This is a genomic window from Pseudomonas sp. Irchel s3h9 (genome assembly GCF_900187475.1).
Classification (GTDB): domain Bacteria; phylum Pseudomonadota; class Gammaproteobacteria; order Pseudomonadales; family Pseudomonadaceae; genus Aquipseudomonas; species Aquipseudomonas neuropathica.
The window spans coordinates 162,620-184,538 of the sequence record NZ_FYDH01000010.1; the positions used below are offsets into that span (position 1 = coordinate 162,620).

Below are 21,919 nucleotides of genomic sequence, written 5' to 3' on the forward strand. Positions count from 1 at the left end.
TGTACGAATATTTCACGCTTTTCGTTATATCGTAACGATATGCAGTGTTGGCTAATGAATTGGGGTGATATGCAAGTCGATCTGGAGGTGGATGGCAAGCACGTGACCGGACTGCCGCGCTTTCAACAGGCGGCCGTGCAGAGCCGGCGTCTGCGCCGCTGGGCGATCGGCTTCGGCGGATTGGCCGGGGCAGGGTGGGTGCTGGCGTTCTTTGTCGGGCTGTTTGCCGCGCAATCATTGTGGCTGCCGCTGCTGGTCAATCAGAGCGCCGCCCTGCTGGTGCTGGTTGCCGGGTTGCAATCGGCGTGGTGGGTGACACAGTGGCGCGCACGGGTGATCAATCCTGTTGTGCTGGCGCCGCTTGCTGGGGAGGAACAATCTCCGCCGCAGGGGTGGTATGAGCGGCTGCTGGACCGGTTGAGTGAGCGCAGTCTGCATCTGCTTGGCCAGATCGGTGCGGCGACGCTGTGGTTGGGTGGCTGGGCGCTGCTGGCGGTGCTGAGCATCGAGCAGGTTTGGAATCTGACGTTGCCGCCCGCTGCGGTGGGTTTATCGGCAACGGTGGGCGCAGCGTTGACATTGTTGTTGGCGTTCGGTCTGCTGGTGCTGGAGCGGCAACTGGCCCAGGAAAACCCGGCGCAATGGCCCGAAGCGGTTTCACTCGCGCAACTGACGCGTGTGGCGATCATCAGCCTGGTGCTGGGCGCACTGTGTTTGTTGTTCGCTGGCGAGAATGCGGTGTGGCCAATTCGCGTCGCTGTCCTGATCGGTATCTTGCCGGGATTGGTCGCGATCGAGTTGTTATTGCGCGCCGTTCTTTCAGTGTTCAGCCCTCGTCGCGAGCAGCTTGAGCCGCGCCTGCTGGCGCGCAGTTTTGTCGCCGAGATGCTGCGCTGGCCGCCACAACCTTTACTCGCGTTGCAGCATGAATTGCACAACCGTTTTGGCATCGATCTGCGCCAGATCTGGGCGTTCAGCTACATGCGCCGTGCTTTTCTACCAGTGCTGGTGCTAGTAGCCGCAGTGGGTTGGTTGCTCACCGGGATCCATGAAATTCCGCTACAGGGACGCGGTATTTATGAGCGCTTTGGCAAACCGGTGCAGGTATTCGGCCCAGGTTTGCACAGCGGCTTACCTTGGCCGCTGGGGCGGGTGCGGATCATCGAAAACGGCGTGGTGCATGAACTGGCCACCAGCGTCGGCGAAAACCCGGTCCCGCTGCAAGCCAACCCTGCTGAGGGGCCGGCACCGATGACCGCCAACCGTTTGTGGGACGCCAGCCACGTCAACGACAAATCGCAAGTGATCGCCAGCAGCCGTGGCGATCAGCAGAGCTTTCAGATCGTCAACATGGATGTGCGCTTCGTCTATCGCATACGCCTCAGCGATCAGGCCGCACTGGCGGCGACGTATAACATTGCGGATGTGCCAACGCTGATTCGCAGCACCGCCAGCCGGATTCTGGTGCACGACTTTGCCTCGCGCACGCTGGACGGCTTACTTGGTCAAGACAGGGTAGGGCTGGGCGATGAGATTGGTCGCGCGGTGCAGCATGATCTGCAAACACTCAACAGTGGCGTGGAGATTCTCGCCACGGTCGTCGAAGCCATTCACCCGCCGGCCGGTGCCGCCAATGCCTATCACAGCGTGCAAGCCGCGCAGATCGGCGCGCAGGCATTGATCTCCCGCGAGCGTGGCGCGGCAGCTGAAGCGAGTAATCAGGCGCAATTGCAGGCCAGCCTGGCTCGCGATCAGGCCAGCGCCAATGCGCGGGAAATCAATGCTACGGCGCAGGCGGCGGATCTGAAATTCAGCGCCGAGCAAAAAGCTTACGCCAGTGCCGGCCAAGCTTTCGTGCTGGAGCAATATCTCGGTCAGCTCAGCCAAGGGCTGAGCAAGGCCAAGTTGCTGGTACTCGACCATCGTCTCGGGGGCAGCAGCAATGCGCCGACCATCGACTTGCGGACCTTCACGCTGCCGGCTGACCCGACGCCCGCGCGTACCACCGCTCAACCAGGAGTCGCCCATTGAGCCAGTCGCATACTCACGAACCGCATGATCACAGCGGCCACGATCATGGCAACGGCGGACATCACCATCATCATGGGCATCATCACCATCACCACGGTGCGCCGGAAGAGGCAGGGCCTTTCCCGTGGCGACGCATGAGTTGGGCCCTATTGCTGGTGGCGTTCGCCATCGCGGCGGCAAGCCTGGTGCAAGTGCGCTCGGGCGAGGCCACGGTCATCACGCGTTTTGGTAACCCTGCGCGGGTGTTGCTTGATCCGGGTTTGAGCTGGCGTTGGCCAGCGCCGTTCGAGGCGGCGATTCCGGTCGACTTGCGTTTGCGCACGACGTCCAGTGGCTTGCAGGATGTCGGCACCCGTGACGGCTTGCGCATCATTGTGCAGGCCTACGTGGCGTGGCAGGTGCAGGGCGATGCGGACAATGTGCAGCGTTTCATGCGTGCGGTGCAGAATCAGCCGGACGAAGCGGCGCGGCAGATTCGTACCTTTGTCGGCTCGGCGCTGGAAACCACCGCGAGCAGTTTTGATCTGGCGAATCTGGTGAACACCGATGCCAGTCAGGTGCGTATCGCCGATTTCGAAGCGCAGTTGCGCCAGCAGATCGATCAGCAATTGCTCGCGACGTATGGCGTGCGGGTTGTGCAAGTCGGCATCGAGCGTTTGACCTTGCCGTCGGTGACACTCACTGCCACGGTCGATCGCATGCGCGCCGAGCGTGAAACAATTGCCACTGAACGCACGGCGATCGGCAAACGTGAGGCCGCGCAAATCCGTTCCGCAGCTGAGCGCGATGCGCGAATTGTGCAGGCTGACGCGACGGTAAAAGCGGCAGAGATCGAAGCGCAGTCTCGTGTCGAAGCGGCGCAGATTTATGGCCGTGCTTACGCCAGTTCACCGCAGCTTTACAACTTGCTGCGCTCGCTCGACACCCTCGGCACCATCGTTACGCCGGACACCAAACTGATTCTGCGTACCGACGCCGCGCCATTTCGAGTATTGGTCGACGGCCCGCCGACACTCGACAGCAAATCCGGATCGCAGCCATGAATGATGAAGTTCCACGTGGAACATCTTCGCTGAACAGTCCATGGATTCAGGCGGGGCGTTTGGCATTTTTTGCCTTGTACGCGGTGACGATCCTGGCTGCATTGGTCTGGGTGTTTTCCAATGTGCGGCAAATTGATCCGCAAAATCGTGCCGTGGTTTTGCATTTCGGCGCGCTGGATCGCATCCAGAATGCCGGTCTGCTATTGGCTTGGCCGCAGCCATTCGAACAGGTGATTTTGCTGCCGGCAGCCGATCGGGTGATCGAGCGTCGTGTCGAGAATCTGTTGCGCAGTGATGAGGCGCTGAAGGCCGATCGGGTCGCTTCCTTTGCCACCCCCCTGAGTGATGCGCTGGCCGGATCCGGTTATTTATTGACCGGTGATGCCGGCGTGGTGCAACTGGATGTGCGGGTGTTCTACAAAGTCACTGACCCTTACGACTTCGTGTTGCAGGGCGAGCATGTCTTGCCGGCGCTGGATCGTCTGGTGACACGCAGCGCGGTGGCGCTGACGGCCGCACGCGATCTGGACACCATCCTGGTCGCCCGCCCGGAGTTGATCGGTGCCGACAATCAAGCCGCGGAACGTCGTGAAAAACTGCGTGGCGATCTGGTGCAAGGCATCAACAAACGCTTGGCCGATTTGAAGGCAAGCGGGCAGGGTATCGGTATCGAAGTGGCGCGAGTCGATGTGCAATCGAGTCTGCCCGATCCGGCGGTCAGTGCTTTCAACGCGGTATTGACCGCTAGTCAGCAAGCCGACAAAGCTGTGGCCAATGCACGCACCGACGCCGAGAAACTCACCCAGACCGCCAACGAACAGGCCGACCGCACGCTACAAGTCGCTCACGCGCAGGCTGGCGAGCGCTTGGCCAAAGCCTCTGCCGATACGGCCACGGTGTCGAGTCTGGCCAAAACTACCGACCCGCAAATGCTCCTGCGCCTGTACCGCGAGCGCATACCGAAGATTCTCGGTCAGGCCGGATCGGTGACCACGGTCGACCCGAAAGACGATTCCCGCCTGATCATTCAGGGAGCCAGTAAATGACTGCGACGACCGCCGCACCGAGCCTGTTGTCTTCGGCCGAACAACGCCGTGCTGCACGGCAACTGACCTTGGCCATGCTTGCGCTGGGCCTGCTTGGTCTGGGTCTGATCTGGCGCTGGCAGATGCCTGAGCAAACCGGTGTCAGTCAGTTGCTGCTTGGGTTTGCATCTTTATTGGTTGGCGTGCCGGTAATGCGCTCGGCGTGGTACAGCCTGCGCTATCCGAGCTTGCACGGCATCACCGATCAACTGATTGCCCTGGCTATGCTCGGTGCATGGGCGACTGGTGACTTGCTGACAGCGGCGTTGCTGCCGATCATCATGATCTTCGGCCATGTGCTGGAGGAGCGCAGCGTCATCGGCTCGCAAGAGGCGATCCATGCCCTTGGCCAACTGACGCGCAGCCATGCGCGCAAGGTGCAAGTGGATGGCTCGATCATCGAAGTGGACAACGGCACGTTGAAAGCCGGCGACACCGTTGAAGTGCGCGCCGGTGATCGGATTCCCGCAGATGGTCGAGTGTTATCCGGTCAGGCCAGTCTCGACACTGCATCGATTACCGGTGAATCGGTGCCGGTCGAGGCGGGTGTCGGTATGTCGGTGTTCGGCGGTGCGATCAACCTCGACGGTCTGTTGCGTATTGAAGTGACGCGCACCGGTGGCGAGTCGACACTGGGCAAGGTCATCGCGTTGATGCAGAACGCCGAGCGCTCGAAACCGCCAATCACCCGGTTGCTCGAACGTTACGCTGGCAGCTATATGGTGCTGGTCTTGCTGCTGGCGGCAGTGACCTGGTTTATCACTCACGATGCGCAAGCGATGCTTGCGGTATTGGTCGCCGCTTGTCCGTGTGCGTTGGTGCTGTCGGCTCCGGCCACGGCGATTGCCGGTGTGGCGGTGGCCGCACGTCACGGCATACTGATCCGCAGTTCGGCGTTCCTTGAAGAACTGGCCGACCTGACTTCGCTGGTGGTCGACAAGACCGGCACCCTGACTTTCGGCACCCTGCGCCTGCAGTCGATCAATAATCCGTGTGCAGATTCGTCCGTGATCATCGCGCTTGCCGCCAGCCTTGGCGCGGCAAGCAGTCATCCGGTCAGTCGTGCGCTCGCAGGGTTGGTCAGTCAGGAAGAATGTTTGGCACTCAGTGATATCCACGAACGTCAGGGCCTCGGTGTGGTGGCCATGACCGCGCAAGGCGAAGCCGCGTTGGGCCGACCGGAGTTGTTCGCGCAACTGGGCATCACCACGACGACGGTTCCCGATCACGACGGTCCCATCGCCGGGTTGGCATTGAACGGTGCATTCCTCGCCTGGTTGTTGCTCGCCGACACGGTTAAACCGGAAGCCCGTTTTGCCCTCGACGAATTGCGCGAGTTGGGTCTTGGCCGGCAATTGCTGCTAACCGGCGATCGCCAAAGCGTGGCGCAATCGCTGGCCAGCGAGGTCGGCTTGCATGAGGTGCAAGCCCAAGCCCTGCCCGAGGACAAACTCAATCACGTACTCAAGGAAATCAACAATGGTTTTCGGCCGATGGTAGTCGGTGACGGTATCAACGATTCCCTCGCACTGAAGGCGGGCGTGGTCGGTGTAGCGATGGGCGCGGGCGGAGCGGACATCGCGCTGGCCTCGGCCGACATCGTCTTGATCGGCAGTGACCTGCGCCGTCTCGGTACATGTGTGCGGCTTAGCCGTCAGTGCCGCAGGACGTTGCAGGTCAATGTGATCATCGGCCTGGGCTGGACGCTGGCCATTGTCGTGTTTGCCGCTTTCGGTTGGCTGGGTGCCGCCGGGGCGATGATCGCCGCGCTGCTGCACAACCTCAGCACGTTGCTGGTCCTCGGGAATGCCGGGCGCTTGCTGCGCTTTCAGGAGCCGTTGCTCAAGCTCAAGAACGATCTTTGAAATTATTTTTCGATCCTCTGTAACGCCGTCGGGGCCGCTCTCTCTAGTGCTATGTCGGGACTGAACAACCTTCCAGCCGACACCCCTGACGATTACCGAGGATAAGAAAAATGACCATCAAGACCGCTGCTGCTGGTGCCGCTCTCGCTTTGGCTGCCGCCACAATGTTTGCCGGTGTTGCCTCCAACGCGATGGCCGCCGATGCCAACGTTCACTGCTACGGCGTGACCTCTTGCAAAGGCCAGAACGACTGCAAAACCAAAGACCACGCCTGTAAAGGCATGGGCGCCTGCAAAGGCCAGGGCTTCAAGGCAATGACTCAGGCGGCGTGTGAAAAAGCCGGTGGCAAGGTCGGCGAATAACTGACCGGCAAGTGTTGCCGCAGTGGTTTGCGCCACTGCGGCCACTTTTTATCAGGAGTCCGCACATGTCCGCCTCTCTTCCTTTTCTGGGTTATGGCCTGGGTTTACGCAGTGCTTATTATCAACAGATCCTTGAGCAGTCGCCGGATGTCGACTGGTTCGAAGTGGTCTCGGAAAACTTCATGGTGCAGGGCGGCAAGGCTCTGTATTACCTCGATGCCTTCGCCGAGCGCTATCCGTTGGTGATGCACGGCGTATCGTTGTCCATCGGCGGGCCGCATGCCCTCGATCCTGAGTACCTCAAACAACTCAAACAATTGGCCGAACGCGTCCGACCGGCATGGATCTCTGATCACCTGTGTTGGAGCCGCGGCAATGCCCATCAGCTACACGACTTGCTGCCGTTGCCTTACACCGAAGAAAGCCTGGTTTACATTGCTGCTCGGGTGATGCAGGTTCAGGATATTCTGCAGCGCCCGTTGGTGCTGGAAAACGTCTCCAGTTACGTGCGCGGCGCCTCGGACGAATTCACCGAGTGGGAGTTTCTCGCTTTGCTCAGCCATGTGAGCGGCTGCGAATTACTGCTGGACGTGAACAATGTCTACGTCAGTTCACGTAATCATGGCTTCGATCCGTGGGCCTTCATCAGCAGCCTGCCCGTTGATAAAGTCCGCCAACTGCATCTGGCGGGGCACAGCGATTACGGCGATTACGTGATCGACACCCACGACCATCCGGTGAGCGATCCGGTCTGGGCGCTCTATCAACGCACACTCGAACATTTCGGCCCGGTGGCGACGTTGCTGGAACGCGACGATCATTTTCCGCCCTTCGAAGCGCTGCTTGATGAACTGCAAACGGCCCGTCAGCTCGGGAACAATGTTCTTGCGCGGAGGCAGCCATGCTCCTGAAAGAGTGGCAACTGGCGTTTGAAGCGTTTCTGCTCGAAGAAGACCCCAACGCGAATCCGACGTTGAGCGAGAGCCTGATCGGTGGCCCGACACTGGATGTCGGCACGGGACTGGCGATCTACCACAATGCTTACAAGGCGCGTTTGCTGGACGTGTTGCGCAATGACTTTCCGACGAGCCTGCACTGGCTGGGCGATGAGGAATTCGACCGCCTCGCAATGGCTTACATCCAACGGTATCCGTCTGCGCACTTCAGCCTGCGCTGGTTGGGCAAAGGCTTCGAAGGCTTCGTCCGCGAGCATCTGGTGCCGGAACAGAGCGCGCCGCTGGCTGAGTTGATTGCGCTCGAATGGGCCTTCACCCTGGCTTTCGATGCACCTGCCGCTGAGCCGCTGACAATTGAGGCCATGGCGGCTTTGGCTCCGGAGGAGTGGCCCGAATTGCGCGTCAGAGCGGTACCGTCCATGCAATGGCTGGAGTGCCGTTTCAACAGCCTTTCTTTATGGCGTTCGGTAAAGGAGGAATCGGAATTCCCTGGCAACATGCCGTTCGAAATCCCACAGATCTGTCTGATCTGGCGCAACCAGTTGATCTGCAGTTACCGCAGCCTGGATCCAGCCGAAGCTTCAGCTCTCAAGGGCATATTCAGCGGTGGCTGGAATTTCGCCGAACTGTGCGCCGAGTTAGCAGTCACTTATGGTGAGGGCGCGCCACTTCAAGCCGTGACCTGGCTTAAACAGTGGATTCAGGAAGGTTTGCTGGAGCGTCTGCAACGATAGACAAGGCTAATCAAATCGATAGCCTGCTATTTTTCCGGGATGGTCTACCCTCAGATCTGACGTCTGAAACAAGGGGGGATTTTCCATGCTCGCGCAACTTCCACCGGCCTTACAGAATTTGCAGCTTCCGCTGCGCCTGCGACTCTGGGATGGCCATGAGTTCAATCTGGGGCCGGCGCCCAGCGTCACCATCGTGGTCAAGGACCCGCAGATGGTCAGCCAGTTCACCCATCCAAGCCTTGATGCGCTCGGAGCGGCATTCGTTGAAGGCAAGCTGGAACTGGAGGGCTCGATCAGCGAGGTCATCCGGGTCTGCGACGAATTGAGCAACGCTTTGCTCGGCGACGATGACGACAGTCAGCCAGTGCGTACCTTGCACGACAAGGAAACCGACGCCAAAGCCATTTCCTACCATTACGACCTGTCGAATGCGTTCTACCAGCTCTGGCTGGACAGCGACATGGCCTACTCCTGCGCGTATTTCGAAACCGGCAGCGAATCCCTCGAGCAGGCGCAACAAGCCAAATTCCGCCACCTGTGCCGCAAGCTGCGTTTGCAGCCGGGTGACTATCTGCTGGATGTCGGTTGCGGCTGGGGTGGGCTGGCCAGGTATGCCGCGCGGGAGTTCGGTGCGAAAGTGTTCGGCATCACCCTGAGCAAGGAACAGCTGGAACTGGCCCGCGAACGGGTCAAAGCCGAAGGCCTGGAAGACCAGGTCGAACTGCAATTGCTCGACTATCGCGACCTGCCTCAGGACGGGCGTTTCGACAAGGTAGTCAGCGTCGGCATGTTCGAACACGTTGGCCATGCCAACCTGGCCGAGTACTGCAAAACCCTGTTTGGCGCGGTGAAGGAGGGCGGTCTGGTGATGAACCATGGCATCACCGCCAAGCACACCGACGGCCGTCCGGTGGGACGTGGTGCCGGGGATTTCATTGAGAAGTACGTCTTCCCCAACGGCGAATTACCGCACCTGGCGATGATCTCGGCCGAGATCAGCGAAGCCGGTCTGGAGATTGTCGACGTCGAAAGCCTGCGCCTGCACTACGCGCGCACGCTGGACCACTGGAGTGAGCGGCTGGAGGACAACCTGGAAGCCGCTGGCAAACTGGTGCCGGATCAAGCGCTGCGTATCTGGCGTCTGTATCTGGCCGGTTGCGCTTATGCGTTTGCGCGCGGCTGGATCAATCTGCACCAGATCCTCGCGGTGAAGGCGCATGCGGATGGCAGCCATGAACTGCCGTGGACGCGCGACGATATCTACAACCCTTAACCGCTAAGCAGTCCTTTTCTTACCGGTGAGGGCTTTCATAGAATCGGTGAAATAAGCCGGGCGATCCGCATGCCGACCTGTTGCAAGCGGTGGATCTCCCGGCTTTCTTCTTTGGCGACTTCGTAGGCTTGCGCGAAATCGGCGCTAAGCATGTTCTCCACGCTGGCGGCGAAGTCACTGTCGACGGTCAGCAGCATCACTTCGAAATTCAGCCGGAACGAACGGTTGTCCAGATTGGCGCTGCCGATCGCGCTGATCTCGCTGTCGATCAACACCACTTTCTGATGCAGGAAACCGGGTTCGTAGCGGAATACCCGTACGCCGGCGCGCACGGCTTCAAAGGCGTAGAGACTGGACGCGGCGTAAACGATGCGGTGATCGGGACGCGACGGCAGCAGCAATCGCACATCGACGCCCCGCAACACAGCCAATCTTAGGGCGGCGAATACAGCTTCATCCGGGATGAAATACGGGCTGGTGATCCACACCCGTTCGGTCGCCGCGTGGATCGCCTCAACAAAGAACAGCGAGCAGGTTTCGTAAGCATCTGCCGGGCCGCTGGCGAGCAATTGGCAGAGCACGCCGTCATCCGGGTATTCGTCGGGCAGGATCAGCGGCGGCAGGGTACGCGCGGCCCAGAACCAGTCTTCGGCAAAGGATTCCTGCATACAGGCGACGACCGGGCCACGCACTTTCACATGCGTATCGCGCCAGGGTGCCAGCGGTGGTTTTTCACCCATGTATTCATCGCCAACGTTATGCCCGCCGACAAACCCGACCACTCCATCGACCACGACGATCTTGCGGTGATTACGGAAGTTGACCTGAAAACGATTGAGCCAGCCACTGCGTGTGGCGAAGGCTTTGACCTCGACGCCGCCATCACGCAACGTCTGCACATAGCTGTGGGGCAGGGCGTGGCTGCCGATGCGGTCGTAAAGCAGATGGATTGATACGCCTTCAGCAGCCTTCTTCAGTAGCAGATCACGCAAACGCTGACCGAGCCGATCATCGTGGATGATGAAAAACTGAATCAGCACCGCTTCTTTAGCTTGATCGATGGCCTGAAATATAGCGTCGAAGGTGGCCGTGCCGTTTACCAGCAATTGCACTTCGTTATTCGCCAGGCAAGGCATACGTCCCAGTTTGGGCATCGCACGTAACGAGGCATAGGCATTCGAGGCGCGTGCAGTCAGCGCTTCTTCCACCCACGGACGCCAGTTCAACTCGGAGATGGCCTGACGCATCTGTTCGTTGGCCTGGCGTCGTGCCTTGATGTAACCATCAAAGGTGCTGCGCCCAAATACCAGGTACGGAATTAGCGTGAGGTAGGGAATGAAGATCAGCGACAATGCCCAGGCGATCGAGCCTTGAGCCGTGCGCACGGTGAGCACCGCGTGAATTGCGGCGATCAAGCCGAGGGTGTGTATCAGGGCGATCAGATAACCGAAAATGTGCGGTCCAAAATAATCCATGGGGCAGCCTTGCTCCGGAAGATTCAATGCTTAACAGACCATGTTCTGCCGCGAATGTCGCTATTTAATTGGTGCATGAACCGAAGCAATCGGCCGACGTCTAACGGCCACTACTGATCAGGAGTTTTTCGATGAACGTTCGTCTGCTGGGTTTGGCGCTGGGCCTGGGTTTGGCATTGCCGGTGGTTGCGCAGGCGCAGATGCTGCAGCCGGGGCTGTGGGAAATGACATCGAGCAACGTCAAGGTCGATGACCAGCCGATGGATGTGCAATCGATCCTCGGCCAGTTGCAAGGCCAGATGACCCCGCAACAGCGTGCTGCGCTGGAGAAGAACGGGATCAATATCGGCGGCAAGGGCATTCGTGCCTGTCTGACGCCGGAGCAGGTGGCGACCAACGATATTCCATTGGCCGACCCGCAATCGGGCTGCAAACAGCAGATTACCGATCGCACCGGCAACCAGTGGAAATTCCGTTTCAGTTGCCCGAAAGCGCAGGGTACCGGGGTGGCGACGTTCCTCAGTGATCGTGAATTCACCACCGTGGCCAACGGCACGTTCAATGCGATCGGGATCAATCAGAAGGGCAGTCTGGAGACTCGCGCGGTTTGGTTGGGTCAGGACTGCGGCGCTGTGAAGCCAAGAGCTTAAAAGCTTCGCGAGCAGGTCGCACCGTCGCTCCCACCTTTGAAATGCAGTCTAATGTGGGAGCGACGGTGCGACGATTCGACCTGCTCGCGAAAGCGTCTTCGTATTCAGCGCATAAACCTCAGCGCCAGCCCCCGACATCCCTCGTTCACCCGACCCTCCCGCCAGGCAATCTGCCCCGACACCATCGTCGCATTCACCCGATGCCGAAAGCTGCGCCCGGCAAACGGTGTCCATCCGCACTGCGACAGAATGGGTTGCCGATTTACCTCCAGGGCTTGCGGTTCAACCAATACCAGATCCGCCCAGTAGCCCTCACGTAGATACCCACGATCGGGAATCGCAAAAAGATCCGCGACTCTGTGGCTGGTCTTCGCCACCAGCGTAGTGATTGGCAGCACATCGTCCGCCACCAACTCTAGCAGTGCCGGTAACGCGTGCTGCACTAAAGGCAATCCCGCAGGTGCCTGCGTATAAGGTCGTTGTTTTTCAGCCCAGGTATGCGGTGCATGGTCACTGCCGATCACGTCCAGTCGATTGCTGTTCAGTGCCGCGCGTAGTGCATCGCGATCGGATTGGGTTTTGATCGCCGGATTGCATTTGATCAGGTTGCCGAGGTGGGGATAGTCGCGATCATCAAACAGCAAATGGTGCAGGCAGACTTCCGCCGTGATGTGTTTTTGCGCCAGCGGTCTGTCCTCGAACAACGCCAGTTCACGCGCCGTGGTCAGGTGCAAAACATGCAGGCGCGTGCCGTGACGTTTCGCCAGATCAACCGCCATTGAAGAACAGCGATAACAGGTCTCGGCATTACGGATCAACGCATGGGCAGCCGGGGGCAAACGATCACCGAACAGCTCATGCAAGTTGGCGGCATTGGCGTTGATGCTGGGCGTGTGCTCGCAGTGAGCCAAGAGGATCGTCGGCACCTCGGCGAACAGTCGCTCGAGGATCTTCGGATCGTCCACCAGCATATTGCCGGTCGATGCGCCCATGAACACTTTCACCCCGGCGACTTCACACGGACTGAGCGCCGCCACTGTATCGAGGTTGTCCTGGCTCACGCCAAAGTGAAACCCGTAGTTGGCCACGGAGTTGATCGCAGCCCGGCGCTTTTTATCCGCCAACGCTTCGAGGGTGAGAGTGGCCGGGTTTGTATTCGGCATGTCCATAAAACTGGTGATGCCACCGGCGACCGCCGCCCGCGACTCGGTATGAATGCTGCCCTTGGCTGGCGTACCAGGCTCACGAAAATGCACTTGGTCGTCGATCATCCCCGGCAGCAGCCATTGGCCCTTCGCGTCGATTTCCACCTTGGCGTTTTCGCCTTCGATGCTGCGGGCAATCTTGACGATGCGCCCATTGCTGACCAACAGATCGCCGTCGAACTCGCGTCCTTCGTTGACCAGCCTTGCGTTGCGAATCAGCACGCTGCTCATAGGTTCAGAACTCGTTCTGCAAGGCTTTGTAGCCGCGCACCAGGTCGACGTTGGTGCGCGCCACGTCTTCAGAAAACTCCGAGGCGCTGACGCTGACCGGTGGAAATTGCGAGAGGTCGGTGTTCGGGCCGATGCGAGTCGTCGAGGGCACATAGAAAGCGTCCGGCAAATCCCGACCGTCGACCACCGAGTTGTGCCGCACCACACAACCGTTGCCGACGACGCAGTTGAACAGGACACTGTTGAAACCGATGAACACTCGATCGCCGACGACGCAGGGGCCGTGCACGATCGAGCGGTGGGCGATGGAACTGTACTCACCGATGGTCACAGCCGCGCCGGATTTGGAATGGATGACCACGCCGTCCTGGATATTCGAATTGGCGCCGATGATGATCGGCTCCATCTCGCCTGAGGCGTCCACTTCGTCGGCGCGAATGACTGCGTAGGGGCCAACGAAGACGTTCTCGCCGATCACCACTTTGCCGCAGATAATCGCGGTTTTATCGACGTAGGCCGACTCGGCAATGTGGGGCAAATCACCTGAAGGATTCTTGCGGATCATGGTTGGCTCAGTGCGTCGTAAAGAGTGTTGAGGTTGTATTCGAACAGACCGGTGAAGGTACTGGCGGGACCGCTGGCGGCGAGGGCATCCGAGTACAGCGTGCCGCCAATGTGCGCGCCGCTTTCGTCAGCGATCTGTTTGAGCAGGCGTGCGTCCTTGATGTTTTCCATGAACACCGCTTTGACGTGGGCATGGCGAATCTGGGTGATCAGCGCGGCGACTTCGGCAGCCGAGGGGTCGCGTTCGGTGGACAGGCCTTGCGGTGCCATGAAGTCGATACCGTAGGCCTGACCGAGATATCCGAAAGCATCATGGCTGGTAACGATCTTGCGGTTGCCCGGTGGCAGCGCACCGAGTTTGGCTTTGGCTTCGGCGAGCAGGGCGTAGATCTGCTTCAGGTAGGTTTTGCTGTTGCGTTCGTAGTCGGCTTTGTTCGCGGGATCCGCAGCGATCAGTGCTTTGGTGATATTGGCGATGTACAACTCGGCGTTCGCCAGATTGTGCCAGGCATGCGGGTCGGGAATGGTTTCGCCGTCTTCATCCAGCGAGCGTGGAATCACGCCGTGACTGGCACTGATGACCGTGGCTTTGGTCTCGGTACTGGTGACCAGACGATCCAGCCATGGCTCGAAACCCAAGCCATTCTTGACGATCAGTTTGGCCTTCAGAAGGGCTTTGGCATCGTCTGGCGTCGGCTCGTAAGTGTGAGCGTCAGCGTCCGGTCCAACCATGTTGGTGATCTGGACATGTTCGCCGCCGACCTGATGGACCATGTCGGCGAGGATGCTGAAGCTGGTGACCACGGGCAGTTTTTCCGCGGCCGACAATGACATCGACAGCATCAGGCTGAACAGCACGAGTAGAGCGCGCATCGGGAAACACCTCATTGGGATGTGAGCAAAGGCGGGCGGCGCAACAGACCGTGCACCGGCCCGAACACCACGGACAACAGATAGCCAAGGCCGGCGATCAGGACGATGGCCGGGCCGCTCGGCAGCGAGTAGTAGAACGACAGCAGCAAGCCGAACCAGACCGAGAGGCAACCGATGACGGCCGCGATGGCAATCAGGGTCGGCAGCCGGCGGCTCCAGAATCGCGAAGCCGCAGCGGGAAGCATCATCAGGCCGACTACCATCAGCGCGCCGATGGCCTGGAAACCGATCACCAGATTGAGTACGACCAGCGTCAGGAACACGCCATGGGCGAGTGGGCCGAGGCGGCTGACGGTTCTCAAGAACAACGGGTCGAGGGTGTCGAGCAGCAGCGGTTTGTAGATCAGCGCCATGGCGATCAGGCTGAATCCCGAAACCCACAACATGCCGGTGAGGGTCGGACCATCGACGGCCAGTGCTGAGCCGAACAGCAGGTGCAACAGGTCGAGGCGTTTGCCGGCGATGCCGAGGATGAGTACGCCACTGGCCAGCGAGATTGGATAGATCGCAGCGAGACTGGCGTCTTCGCGCAGGCCCGTGCGGCGGGTGATCCAGGCGGCGAGGCCAGCCATGCTCAAACCGGCGCCTAAGCCTCCCAGCGTTAGCGCGGGCAGGCTCAGTCCGGCAAACCAGAAACCCAATGCCGCGCCGGGAAGGATACCGTGGGCCACGGCGTCACCGATCAGGCTCATCCGTCGCAGGATCAAGAACACGCCGAGGGGAGCGGTGCTGCACGCCAATACCAGTCCGCCGAGCAGGGCACGGCGCATGAACACGAACTCATTAAATGGTTGCCAGAGGTGGGCGACGGTGAGCATCAGGCCACCTGTGTGTGAGGTGTTTGCTGAATGAGTTCTGCGCTCGCACCAAACACGCAGTCGCGGTTTTTGATCAGCAACGTTTTGGGGATGTGTTGGCGTACGGCGGCGAGGTCGTGACACACCACGACCAGTGTCCGACCTTCGCCGTGCCAGCCGTGGATGTGCTGCCAGAGCAACTGCTGACCGAGTTCATCGAGTGCGGCGTGGGGCTCGTCGAGCAGCAGCACGGGCGCGTCGGTCAGGCTCAGTCGAGCGAGCAGGGCGCGTTGCAGTTCGCCACCGGACAGGGCCATGAGTGGGCGTTGCTCGAGTCCGCTCAGGTGCCAGTTCGCCAGTGCGTCTTTCAAGCGCTGGCTTCGTAGTTGAGTCGAGAGCCTGCGTCCCCAGAAACCGGCGGCGACCAGATCTTCGAGGCTGATGGGGAATTGGCGATCCAGATGCTGTTGCTGGGGCAGAAAGGACAATCCGCTTTGACGTGGGACACTCAGCCCGACATTGCCTGCCAATGGCTTTTGTAGCCCAGCGATCACTTTCAGCAGGCTGCTTTTGCCACAGCCGTTGGCACCGATGATTGCCGTCAGGCTGCCGCTGTCGAGTTCAAGGTCCAGGGGCACGGTCAGTGGTTGGCCGGGCGCACCCCAACTCAGGGATTGGCAGCGGATCATGCTTGCTCACGCTGCCAATGGCTTTCGGCGACGGCGTCGTGAGCGTGAAGACTTTCGGCGTGGATCACTCGCAGTTGAAATGCGCTGATACCGGGAGTACGTCGCAGGGCCAGATTCAGGCGGCGTGCCGCGTCTTCGCAGAACATCAGGTTCTGCCCGTTGGCGAGGGCGAAGGCTTGTTCGTCTGCGCGTTTCACGGCGGTTTGTACGGCGGTGCCGAGGGCAGCTTCAGCGTCATTGATGATCACGCTAAGAGGAAACTCATCAATGAAGTCGTCGAGGTGAAGGTGCAATTGTGCTGTGCTGCGTTGGCTGTGAGGCGTGGCAAGGATGCCTTGGGTCGAGCCAAGCCATGCCAGAACGTCGGCGTGTTGTAGAGCGTTGTTGGCGAAGTCGGCGATGAATTTCTGCTGGATCAACTGTCGCGCCAAGGCTGCTGAGCAAGGGCAAGTTGAGGAGTAGGGCACTTCGATTTTGAGTTCCACGTGGAACACTTCATTTATCAGGCTGGCGAAAATGCTCGCGGGATAAGACTTCCAGCCGGCCAATGGGCTGATCAGCGCTGACCTCTTTAGCAGCAAATCGGTGTGGATATTCAGGTAGGCGCGGTTGGATAAACCTTCGTGGCTTTGCAGGAAATCCTTGAGCACCTGATGCAGAAGCGCTGGGGACAGGTTCTTCTGTTCGAGCGCTTCCAAGGCCAGATACAGCCGCGACATGTGAATGCCACGCGCCTCGCCATCATCAAGACTGACACCCGCATCAGCCTTGGCGCTCAAGCGCTGACCCTCTAACAAAACAGGTAACGCAATGCCGCGCATGCCCACCCATTCGAGTGGCAAAGTTTGGCGTGCGACCTGCGCGGCGATATCCGGAAGTGTCATCGAATTCATGTTCGGGACCGTCGTGTTGATTGAATTGAATGTTACATTATAACAATTCAAATCACGATGCCTTTTTCATGAACAGGCTTTCATATGCACAGACGCCACTTGCTTAATCTGATCCTGGCCAGCGCGGCCCTCGCTCTCCCTTTCAGAGTTTCAGCTACGCAAATTCGTAATGCGCGCCTATGGCGCTCGGATGAAAAGCTGCGGTTGGTGTTCGATCTAAGCGGCCCGGTGCGCTATAAAACCTTCACGCTAACGGCCCCGGAACGTCTGATAATTGATGTGTCCAGTGCGAGCGTTGACGCAGATTTCCGTCAGCTCGCGCTAAATGGAACGGTGATTCGTTCGATTCGCTCCGGGCCTTTTGGTCACGGTGACACGCGGATTGTTCTGGATCTGAGCAATCCGGTGCTATTAAACAGCTTCCTTTTGGCGCCGCAGGACGGCCAGGGCCATCGCTTGGTTCTGGATCTGGTTAGCGCCAAATCCACGCCAAATACGCCAATGGTTCCACGTGAAACACCTGCGCTGAAAGCGCATCCAAGACGAGACATCATTGTTGTCGTTGACCCAGGGCACGGTGGAAAGGATCCCGGTGCTGTCGGTGCCAAGGGCGAAAGGGAAAAGGATGTGGTGCTTGCCATTGCGCAACTGCTCGCCAAACGCCTGAAAAAAGAGAGGGGCTTCGATGTAAAACTGGTGCGCAATGACGACTTTTTCGTGCCGTTGCGCAAACGCGTGGAGATCGCGCGTCAGCATAAGGCGGACATGTTTATCTCAGTGCATGCCGATGCAGCGCCGCGTCTGACTGCTTCCGGCGCGTCGGTCTATTGCCTGTCTGAGGGCGGTGCGACATCGGCGACGGCACGCTTCATGGCGCAGCGGGAGAATGGTGCGGATCTGCTCGGCGCCACCAGTCTGCTCAACCTGAAAGGTAAGGATCCGATGCTGGCGGGGGTGATTCTCGACATGTCGATGAACGCGACGATCGCTGCCAGTCTGCAGTTGGGCAGCACGGTACTTGGCAGTCTGGCCGGCATCACTACGCTGCATCAGAAGCGTGTGGAACAGGCAGGATTCGCGGTTCTGAAATCGCCAGATGTACCTTCAATTCTGGTGGAGACCGGCTTCATTTCCAATGCGCGCGACAGTCAACGGCTGGTTACTGCGCGACATCAGCAGGCCGTGGCCAACGGGTTGTTTGAAGGATTGCAGCGTTATTTTGCAAAGAATCCGCCCATCGACAGCTACCTTGCCTGGCAGCAGGCGCAGAAAAACAACCAGGTTTAACAGCCGGTAATGCGGCTGCAGGTGAATTTTGCGCTGCTGCCGCCCGAGCTGGAGAAACGATTGATGGTCGTCCAGCCGACACGTCGGGTGTAACCAACCCAGGCTTCGCCATCAGAGGCGACCCCGGTGAAGAACGTCAATTGCCCGAAACGGCTGTTGGTCTGCGCCCAATAACGCCGGCCAGTCTTTTCAAAACCGCGCAGATAAAGGGTGTTGCCGACGGTATTGACGCTATAAGCGTTGCCATCGGCGTCGACACAAGCCAGCAGGTTGGCGCTGCGTGTGCAGCTGGCGAGTGCCGGCAATTGCGCGCAGGCATTGCCGCCCAGCAACAACCCAAGGCTCAACATCGAGCATTTCAGCGCATTTCTCATGGCGATTTCCGGGTGCGGGATTGGCGAAGCTTCCTGTTGTTTGTCGATCAAGACAAGAGAAGGCTGGTTTCTTTTTATTGTTATACTATAACATTGGTTTGAATTAAGCTTGGGCAGCCCGATTTCAAGGCGTTGGTTTTCTACGTGAGCCACCGTAGGAAGCGCAAAAACGCCATGCGCCAGTAAAAGCGCCAATTGGCTGCCTTCTGAAGAGGATTATCCAATGTCAGCAGAATTGCCCGTCACCGTACTTTCAGGATTTCTCGGCGCCGGAAAAAGTACACTTTTGAATTACGTACTACGTAATCGAGAGGGTTTGCGCGTGGCTGTTATCGTTAATGATATGAGCGAAATCAACATTGATGGCAGCGAAGTCCAGCGTGATGTCAGCCTGAATCGTGCAGAAGAAAGAATAGTCGAAATGAGTAATGGTTGTATCTGCTGTACGTTACGCGAAGACCTGCTGGAAGAGGTCAGCAAGCTGGCCCGTGAAAATCGCTTCGATTATCTCCTGATCGAATCCACCGGGATTTCCGAGCCGTTGCCCGTGGCAGAGACGTTTACCTTCCGCGATGAGCACGGCCAGAGTCTCTCCGACATCGCGCGTCTGGACACCATGGTCACTGTAGTCGACGGTGTGAACTTCCTGCCGGACTACCAGGCAGCGGAAAGCCTCGCCTCCCGTGGCGAGATCCTGGGCGAGGAAGACGAGCGCTCCATCACGGATCTGTTGATCGAACAGATCGAGTTCGCCGATGTGCTGTTGATCAGCAAGATCGACTTGATCAGCCAGCGCGAGCGTGAGGAGTTGATCGCGATCCTCCAGCGTCTCAACGCCCAAGCGGAAATCATCCCGATGGTGATGGGTGAGGTGCCGCTGGAGAAAATCCTCAATACCGGACGTTTCGACTTCGAGAAAGCCGCACAGGCACCGGGTTGGCTGCAGGAATTACGCGGCGAACACGTGCCGGAAACCGATGAGTACGGCATCGCCTCCACAGCCTATCGCGCCCGTCGGCCCTTTCACCCGCAACGCTTTTTCAGCTTTATCGATCGTCCTTGGCTGAACGGGAAATTGCTGCGCTCCAAAGGTTTCTTCTGGCTCGCGAGCAAACCCACCGACGCCGGCAGTTGGTCGCAGGCCGGTGGTTTGATGCGCCACGGTTTTGCCGGGCGCTGGTGGCGTTTCGTGCCAAAGGAGCAGTGGCCACAAGATCAGGAAAGCACCGCCGCGATCATGGAAAACTGGCTGTCGAGCGTAGGAGACTGCCGTCAGGAACTGGTGTTTATCGGTCAGAACATTGATTTCCTGCAGCTCTCAGCCGAACTGGATGCCTGCCTGCTCACCGATGAAGAAATGGCGCGCGGTGTCGAAGGCTGGCGATTGTTGCCAGATCCGTTCGGCCCTTGGCACGAAGAGGCTGCCTGATGCTCGCGCTAAAGCTGCTGCAGAACCGTACGCGCCATCAGCATCAAGGTCCGACACCGAAAGCGTTGACGCGAATCCTCGAAGACGACACCAACCTCGCCGTCTGGCAACGCCAACTGCCGTTGCACATCAGCGAGTTCGCTCACCTGCTGCTGTCGCTCAATGAGCCCTTGGCGGAATCGTTGTGCCTTGAGTTGCCGGATGAGGACGCCGAACCCGATCTCACCGGCCTGGCATCAGGCTTCCGTGATCTGGAAGGTTACGAGGGTTTTATCGCCGACCTGAAATGGCTGGTCAGCGCATTCGCCTGCTTACTGGGGGCAAAGCGTGTAGGTCTGCGCCTGCGGGTGCTCGATAAAGCCATGTGTCCACGCTTCCATGTCGATCACGTGCCGGTGCGACTGATCACGACTTATGCGGGTGTCGGCAGCCAATGGCTCAAGGAGGGTGTGATGGATCGCAGTCAGCTGGGGCAGGCGAACGCGGAGCCCCACGTGCAAATCCAGCAACTCGACAGCGGCGATGTAGCGCTGTTGAAAGGCGAGAAATGGCATGGCAATGAAGGCTTCGGCCTGATTCACCGCTCGCCGCAACCCGCCGCGGGCCAGCGCCGCTTGATCCTGACCCTCGACTGGCTTGGCTAATGCGTCAAGGCTTGAGCCAAGAACCCTGGCTCTGGCCTTCGCAGTATGGCTTCAGATACGCGGCATCGGTGGCGACGCCGTAATAGTGGATATCCTGGCGATAAGGCATATTGGCGACTTGTGCGTTGCTGCATACGCCAAATGCACCGCTCGGGCACTGGTCGACGTACTGCACTTCGACTTTCTGTCCGGCCAGCGTCGGCTGGCAGAAACCGTCGTTGAACAGTTTCTCCGGGATATTGCGGTTCTGCTGACAGACTTTGACGTCGAGCCGCTCGCCCTGACTGTGCACCACGCAGGCCTGAGCCCACGCTTCACTCGACAGTAGCGTCAACAGCAACGACCATCCCATCCAACGCATCTTTGAATCTCCCAAGAAAGCTTCCGGCCATGTTGCAGAACATTCCTACCCATGTCATTGCTGGCCCTTTGGGCGCCGGCAAGACGAGCCTGATTCGTCAACTGATGGCTCAGCGGCCGGCTGGCGAGCGCTGGGCGGTGCTGATCAACGAGTTCGGCCAGATCGGCATCGACGCCGCCCTGTTGACGAGTGACGCCGAGGGTATCGCACTGGGCGAAGTGGCCGGCGGTTGCCTGTGTTGCGTCAACGGCGCGCCGTTTCAGATTGGCCTGGGGCGGTTGCTGCGCAAGGCGAAGCCAGATCGGTTGTTTATCGAACCGTCCGGGCTGGGGCATCCGGCGCAGCTGATTAGCCAGTTGAATGAGGCGCCGTGGCGAGGTGTGCTGGCGGTGCAGCCGTGTGTGCTGGTGCTGGATGCTCAGGCGCTGCAGGCGGGGAAAGCCTTGCCCGCAGCGCAACAAGAAGCCTTGGAAGCCGCTGGCCTGCTGTTGTTGAACAAGGCTGAAAACCTTGATGACAGGGCCAGGGAAAAAATCGCCAGCCAGTTGCCGGCAGTGCCGTTGGTCTGGACTCAAGAGGCGCAACTAAACCTGGGCGAACTGCCGGGCCTAGCCGCAAAAGCGGTCAACGGTTTGGATAACTTGGCCGTACCCAAGGGATTAGGACAAATGCCGGCCGTCTGGACTGATCCGACGCTGCCGATTTGCCTGAGTCAGGTGCAGGAAGGGGGCTGGAGTATTGGTTGGCGTTGGCATCCGGGGCAGACGTTCGACAAGCGGCACATTGCTGACTGGCTAGCCAGCCTCAATTGGCAGCGGGCGAAACTGGTTATCCACAGCTCGGAGGGTTGGGTGTCTGCGAATGCTTTGGATAATGCCGAGTTGATTTGGCAGGTCAGTGAGTGGCGAAAGGATTCGCGGATTGAGCTGATCTTCGTCGATCCGCAAAACATTGATGAGCTGCAGCAGGGTTTGTCGGGGTGTCGGGAAAGTTAGATCAAAAGATCGCAGCCTTCGGCAGCTCCTACATGGGATTCCC

Annotated in this window: 22 protein-coding genes; 13 read left to right on the forward strand and 9 right to left on the reverse strand. The window is 59.2% G+C overall.

Annotated features, from left to right (window positions below; all coding sequences use genetic code 11):
* Positions 1-69: 69 nt before the first annotated feature.
* The 8 genes from hflK (CKW26_RS18230) to cfaB all read left to right on the forward strand — a co-directional run bounded on the left by hflK (CKW26_RS18230) (position 70) and on the right by cfaB (position 9,349).
* Entirely contained in the window at positions 70-2,031 is a 1,962-nt protein-coding gene (hflK, locus tag CKW26_RS18230) for a protease modulator HflK (protein ID WP_095049601.1), read from the forward strand.
* Positions 2,028-3,074: a protease modulator HflC gene (gene hflC / locus CKW26_RS18235; RefSeq protein ID WP_095049602.1), complete on the forward strand. Its 1,047-nt coding sequence runs from the start codon at positions 2,028-2,030 to the stop codon at positions 3,072-3,074. The genes hflK (CKW26_RS18230) and hflC overlap by 4 nt, the downstream gene beginning before the upstream one ends.
* Positions 3,071-4,120: a protease modulator HflK gene (hflK, locus tag CKW26_RS18240; protein ID WP_095049603.1), complete on the forward strand. Its 1,050-nt coding sequence runs from the start codon at positions 3,071-3,073 to the stop codon at positions 4,118-4,120. The genes hflC and hflK (CKW26_RS18240) overlap by 4 nt, the downstream gene beginning before the upstream one ends.
* Positions 4,117-6,024, forward strand: a complete 1,908-nt coding sequence (locus CKW26_RS18245) for a heavy metal translocating P-type ATPase (RefSeq protein WP_095049604.1) — start codon at positions 4,117-4,119, stop codon at positions 6,022-6,024. Before hflK (CKW26_RS18240) ends, CKW26_RS18245 begins: the two co-directional genes overlap by 4 nt.
* Before the next feature lie 110 nt (positions 6,025-6,134).
* Positions 6,135-6,386: a hypothetical protein gene (locus CKW26_RS18250; protein ID WP_095049605.1), complete on the forward strand. Its 252-nt coding sequence runs from the start codon at positions 6,135-6,137 to the stop codon at positions 6,384-6,386.
* Between the two features lie 65 nt (positions 6,387-6,451).
* Positions 6,452-7,297, forward strand: coding sequence for a DUF692 domain-containing protein (locus CKW26_RS18255; RefSeq protein WP_095049606.1), 846 nt, complete (start codon positions 6,452-6,454; stop codon positions 7,295-7,297).
* Entirely contained in the window at positions 7,288-8,076 is a 789-nt protein-coding gene (locus CKW26_RS18260) for a DNA-binding domain-containing protein (RefSeq protein WP_095049607.1), read from the forward strand. Before CKW26_RS18255 ends, CKW26_RS18260 begins: the two co-directional genes overlap by 10 nt.
* Positions 8,077-8,161: 85 nt before the next feature.
* Complete coding sequence (gene cfaB, locus CKW26_RS18265; RefSeq protein ID WP_095049608.1) at positions 8,162-9,349, forward strand: C17 cyclopropane fatty acid synthase CfaB; 1,188 nt, start codon at positions 8,162-8,164, stop codon at positions 9,347-9,349.
* A gap of 35 nt (positions 9,350-9,384) precedes the next feature.
* Here the strand turns inward: cfaB and cls are convergent, their stop codons facing one another.
* Complete coding sequence (cls, locus tag CKW26_RS18270; RefSeq protein ID WP_095049609.1) at positions 9,385-10,824, reverse strand: cardiolipin synthase; 1,440 nt, start codon at positions 10,822-10,824, stop codon at positions 9,385-9,387.
* Positions 10,825-10,955: 131 nt separating this feature from the next.
* Here cls and CKW26_RS18275 point away from each other — a divergent pair, with 131 nt between their 5' ends.
* Entirely contained in the window at positions 10,956-11,474 is a 519-nt protein-coding gene (locus CKW26_RS18275; protein WP_034152149.1) for a DUF3617 domain-containing protein, read from the forward strand.
* A 104-nt stretch (positions 11,475-11,578) separates the two neighbouring features.
* On the opposite strand, the gene CKW26_RS18280 is transcribed toward CKW26_RS18275, so the two are convergent.
* Genes CKW26_RS18280 through folE2 form a run of 6 tightly spaced genes read right to left on the reverse strand, consistent with a single transcriptional unit; the run spans position 11,579 to position 16,786 of the window.
* The gene (locus CKW26_RS18280; protein ID WP_095049610.1) at positions 11,579-12,910 is read right to left on the reverse strand and encodes a dihydroorotase; all 1,332 of its coding nucleotides are present in this window, start codon (positions 12,908-12,910) and stop codon (positions 11,579-11,581) included.
* 4 nt (positions 12,911-12,914) lie between these two features.
* Entirely contained in the window at positions 12,915-13,475 is a 561-nt protein-coding gene (locus CKW26_RS18285) for a carbonate dehydratase (RefSeq protein ID WP_093429587.1), read from the reverse strand.
* Positions 13,472-14,347 carry a metal ABC transporter substrate-binding protein gene (locus tag CKW26_RS18290; RefSeq protein ID WP_095049611.1) on the reverse strand — a complete coding sequence of 292 codons (876 nt, stop codon included), beginning with the start codon at positions 14,345-14,347 and terminating at the stop codon, positions 13,472-13,474. Before CKW26_RS18290 ends, CKW26_RS18285 begins: the two co-directional genes overlap by 4 nt.
* Positions 14,348-14,358: 11 nt before the next feature.
* Positions 14,359-15,225: a metal ABC transporter permease gene (locus tag CKW26_RS18295; protein WP_093429589.1), complete on the reverse strand. Its 867-nt coding sequence runs from the start codon at positions 15,223-15,225 to the stop codon at positions 14,359-14,361.
* Positions 15,225-15,893 carry a metal ABC transporter ATP-binding protein gene (locus CKW26_RS18300; protein WP_093429590.1) on the reverse strand — a complete coding sequence of 223 codons (669 nt, stop codon included), beginning with the start codon at positions 15,891-15,893 and terminating at the stop codon, positions 15,225-15,227. The genes CKW26_RS18295 and CKW26_RS18300 overlap by 1 nt, the downstream gene beginning before the upstream one ends.
* Positions 15,890-16,786 carry a GTP cyclohydrolase FolE2 gene (folE2, locus tag CKW26_RS18305; RefSeq protein WP_095049612.1) on the reverse strand — a complete coding sequence of 299 codons (897 nt, stop codon included), beginning with the start codon at positions 16,784-16,786 and terminating at the stop codon, positions 15,890-15,892. The genes CKW26_RS18300 and folE2 overlap by 4 nt, the downstream gene beginning before the upstream one ends.
* Positions 16,787-16,870: 84 nt before the next feature.
* Between folE2 and CKW26_RS18310 the strand changes: the two genes are divergently transcribed.
* Positions 16,871-18,073, forward strand: coding sequence for an N-acetylmuramoyl-L-alanine amidase (locus CKW26_RS18310; protein WP_095049613.1), 1,203 nt, complete (start codon positions 16,871-16,873; stop codon positions 18,071-18,073).
* On the opposite strand, the gene CKW26_RS18315 is transcribed toward CKW26_RS18310, so the two are convergent.
* A complete protein-coding gene (locus tag CKW26_RS18315; protein WP_095049678.1) occupies positions 18,070-18,447 on the reverse strand; it encodes a glutamine synthetase in 378 nt (125 codons plus the stop codon). The two genes, CKW26_RS18310 and CKW26_RS18315, sit on opposite strands and share 4 nt — an antisense overlap.
* Before the next feature lie 223 nt (positions 18,448-18,670).
* Here CKW26_RS18315 and zigA point away from each other — a divergent pair, with 223 nt between their 5' ends.
* The gene (gene zigA, locus CKW26_RS18320; RefSeq protein WP_095049614.1) at positions 18,671-19,876 is read left to right on the forward strand and encodes a zinc metallochaperone GTPase ZigA; all 1,206 of its coding nucleotides are present in this window, start codon (positions 18,671-18,673) and stop codon (positions 19,874-19,876) included.
* The gene (locus CKW26_RS18325) at positions 19,876-20,520 is read left to right on the forward strand and encodes a DUF1826 domain-containing protein (protein WP_095049615.1); all 645 of its coding nucleotides are present in this window, start codon (positions 19,876-19,878) and stop codon (positions 20,518-20,520) included. The genes zigA and CKW26_RS18325 overlap by 1 nt, the downstream gene beginning before the upstream one ends.
* Positions 20,521-20,524: 4 nt before the next feature.
* On the opposite strand, the gene CKW26_RS18330 is transcribed toward CKW26_RS18325, so the two are convergent.
* The gene (locus tag CKW26_RS18330; protein ID WP_016984020.1) at positions 20,525-20,881 is read right to left on the reverse strand and encodes a hypothetical protein; all 357 of its coding nucleotides are present in this window, start codon (positions 20,879-20,881) and stop codon (positions 20,525-20,527) included.
* A gap of 29 nt (positions 20,882-20,910) precedes the next feature.
* On the opposite strand from CKW26_RS18330, the gene CKW26_RS18335 reads away from it, so the two are divergent.
* Complete coding sequence (locus CKW26_RS18335; protein ID WP_095049616.1) at positions 20,911-21,876, forward strand: GTP-binding protein; 966 nt, start codon at positions 20,911-20,913, stop codon at positions 21,874-21,876.
* Positions 21,877-21,919: the final 43 nt, after the last annotated feature.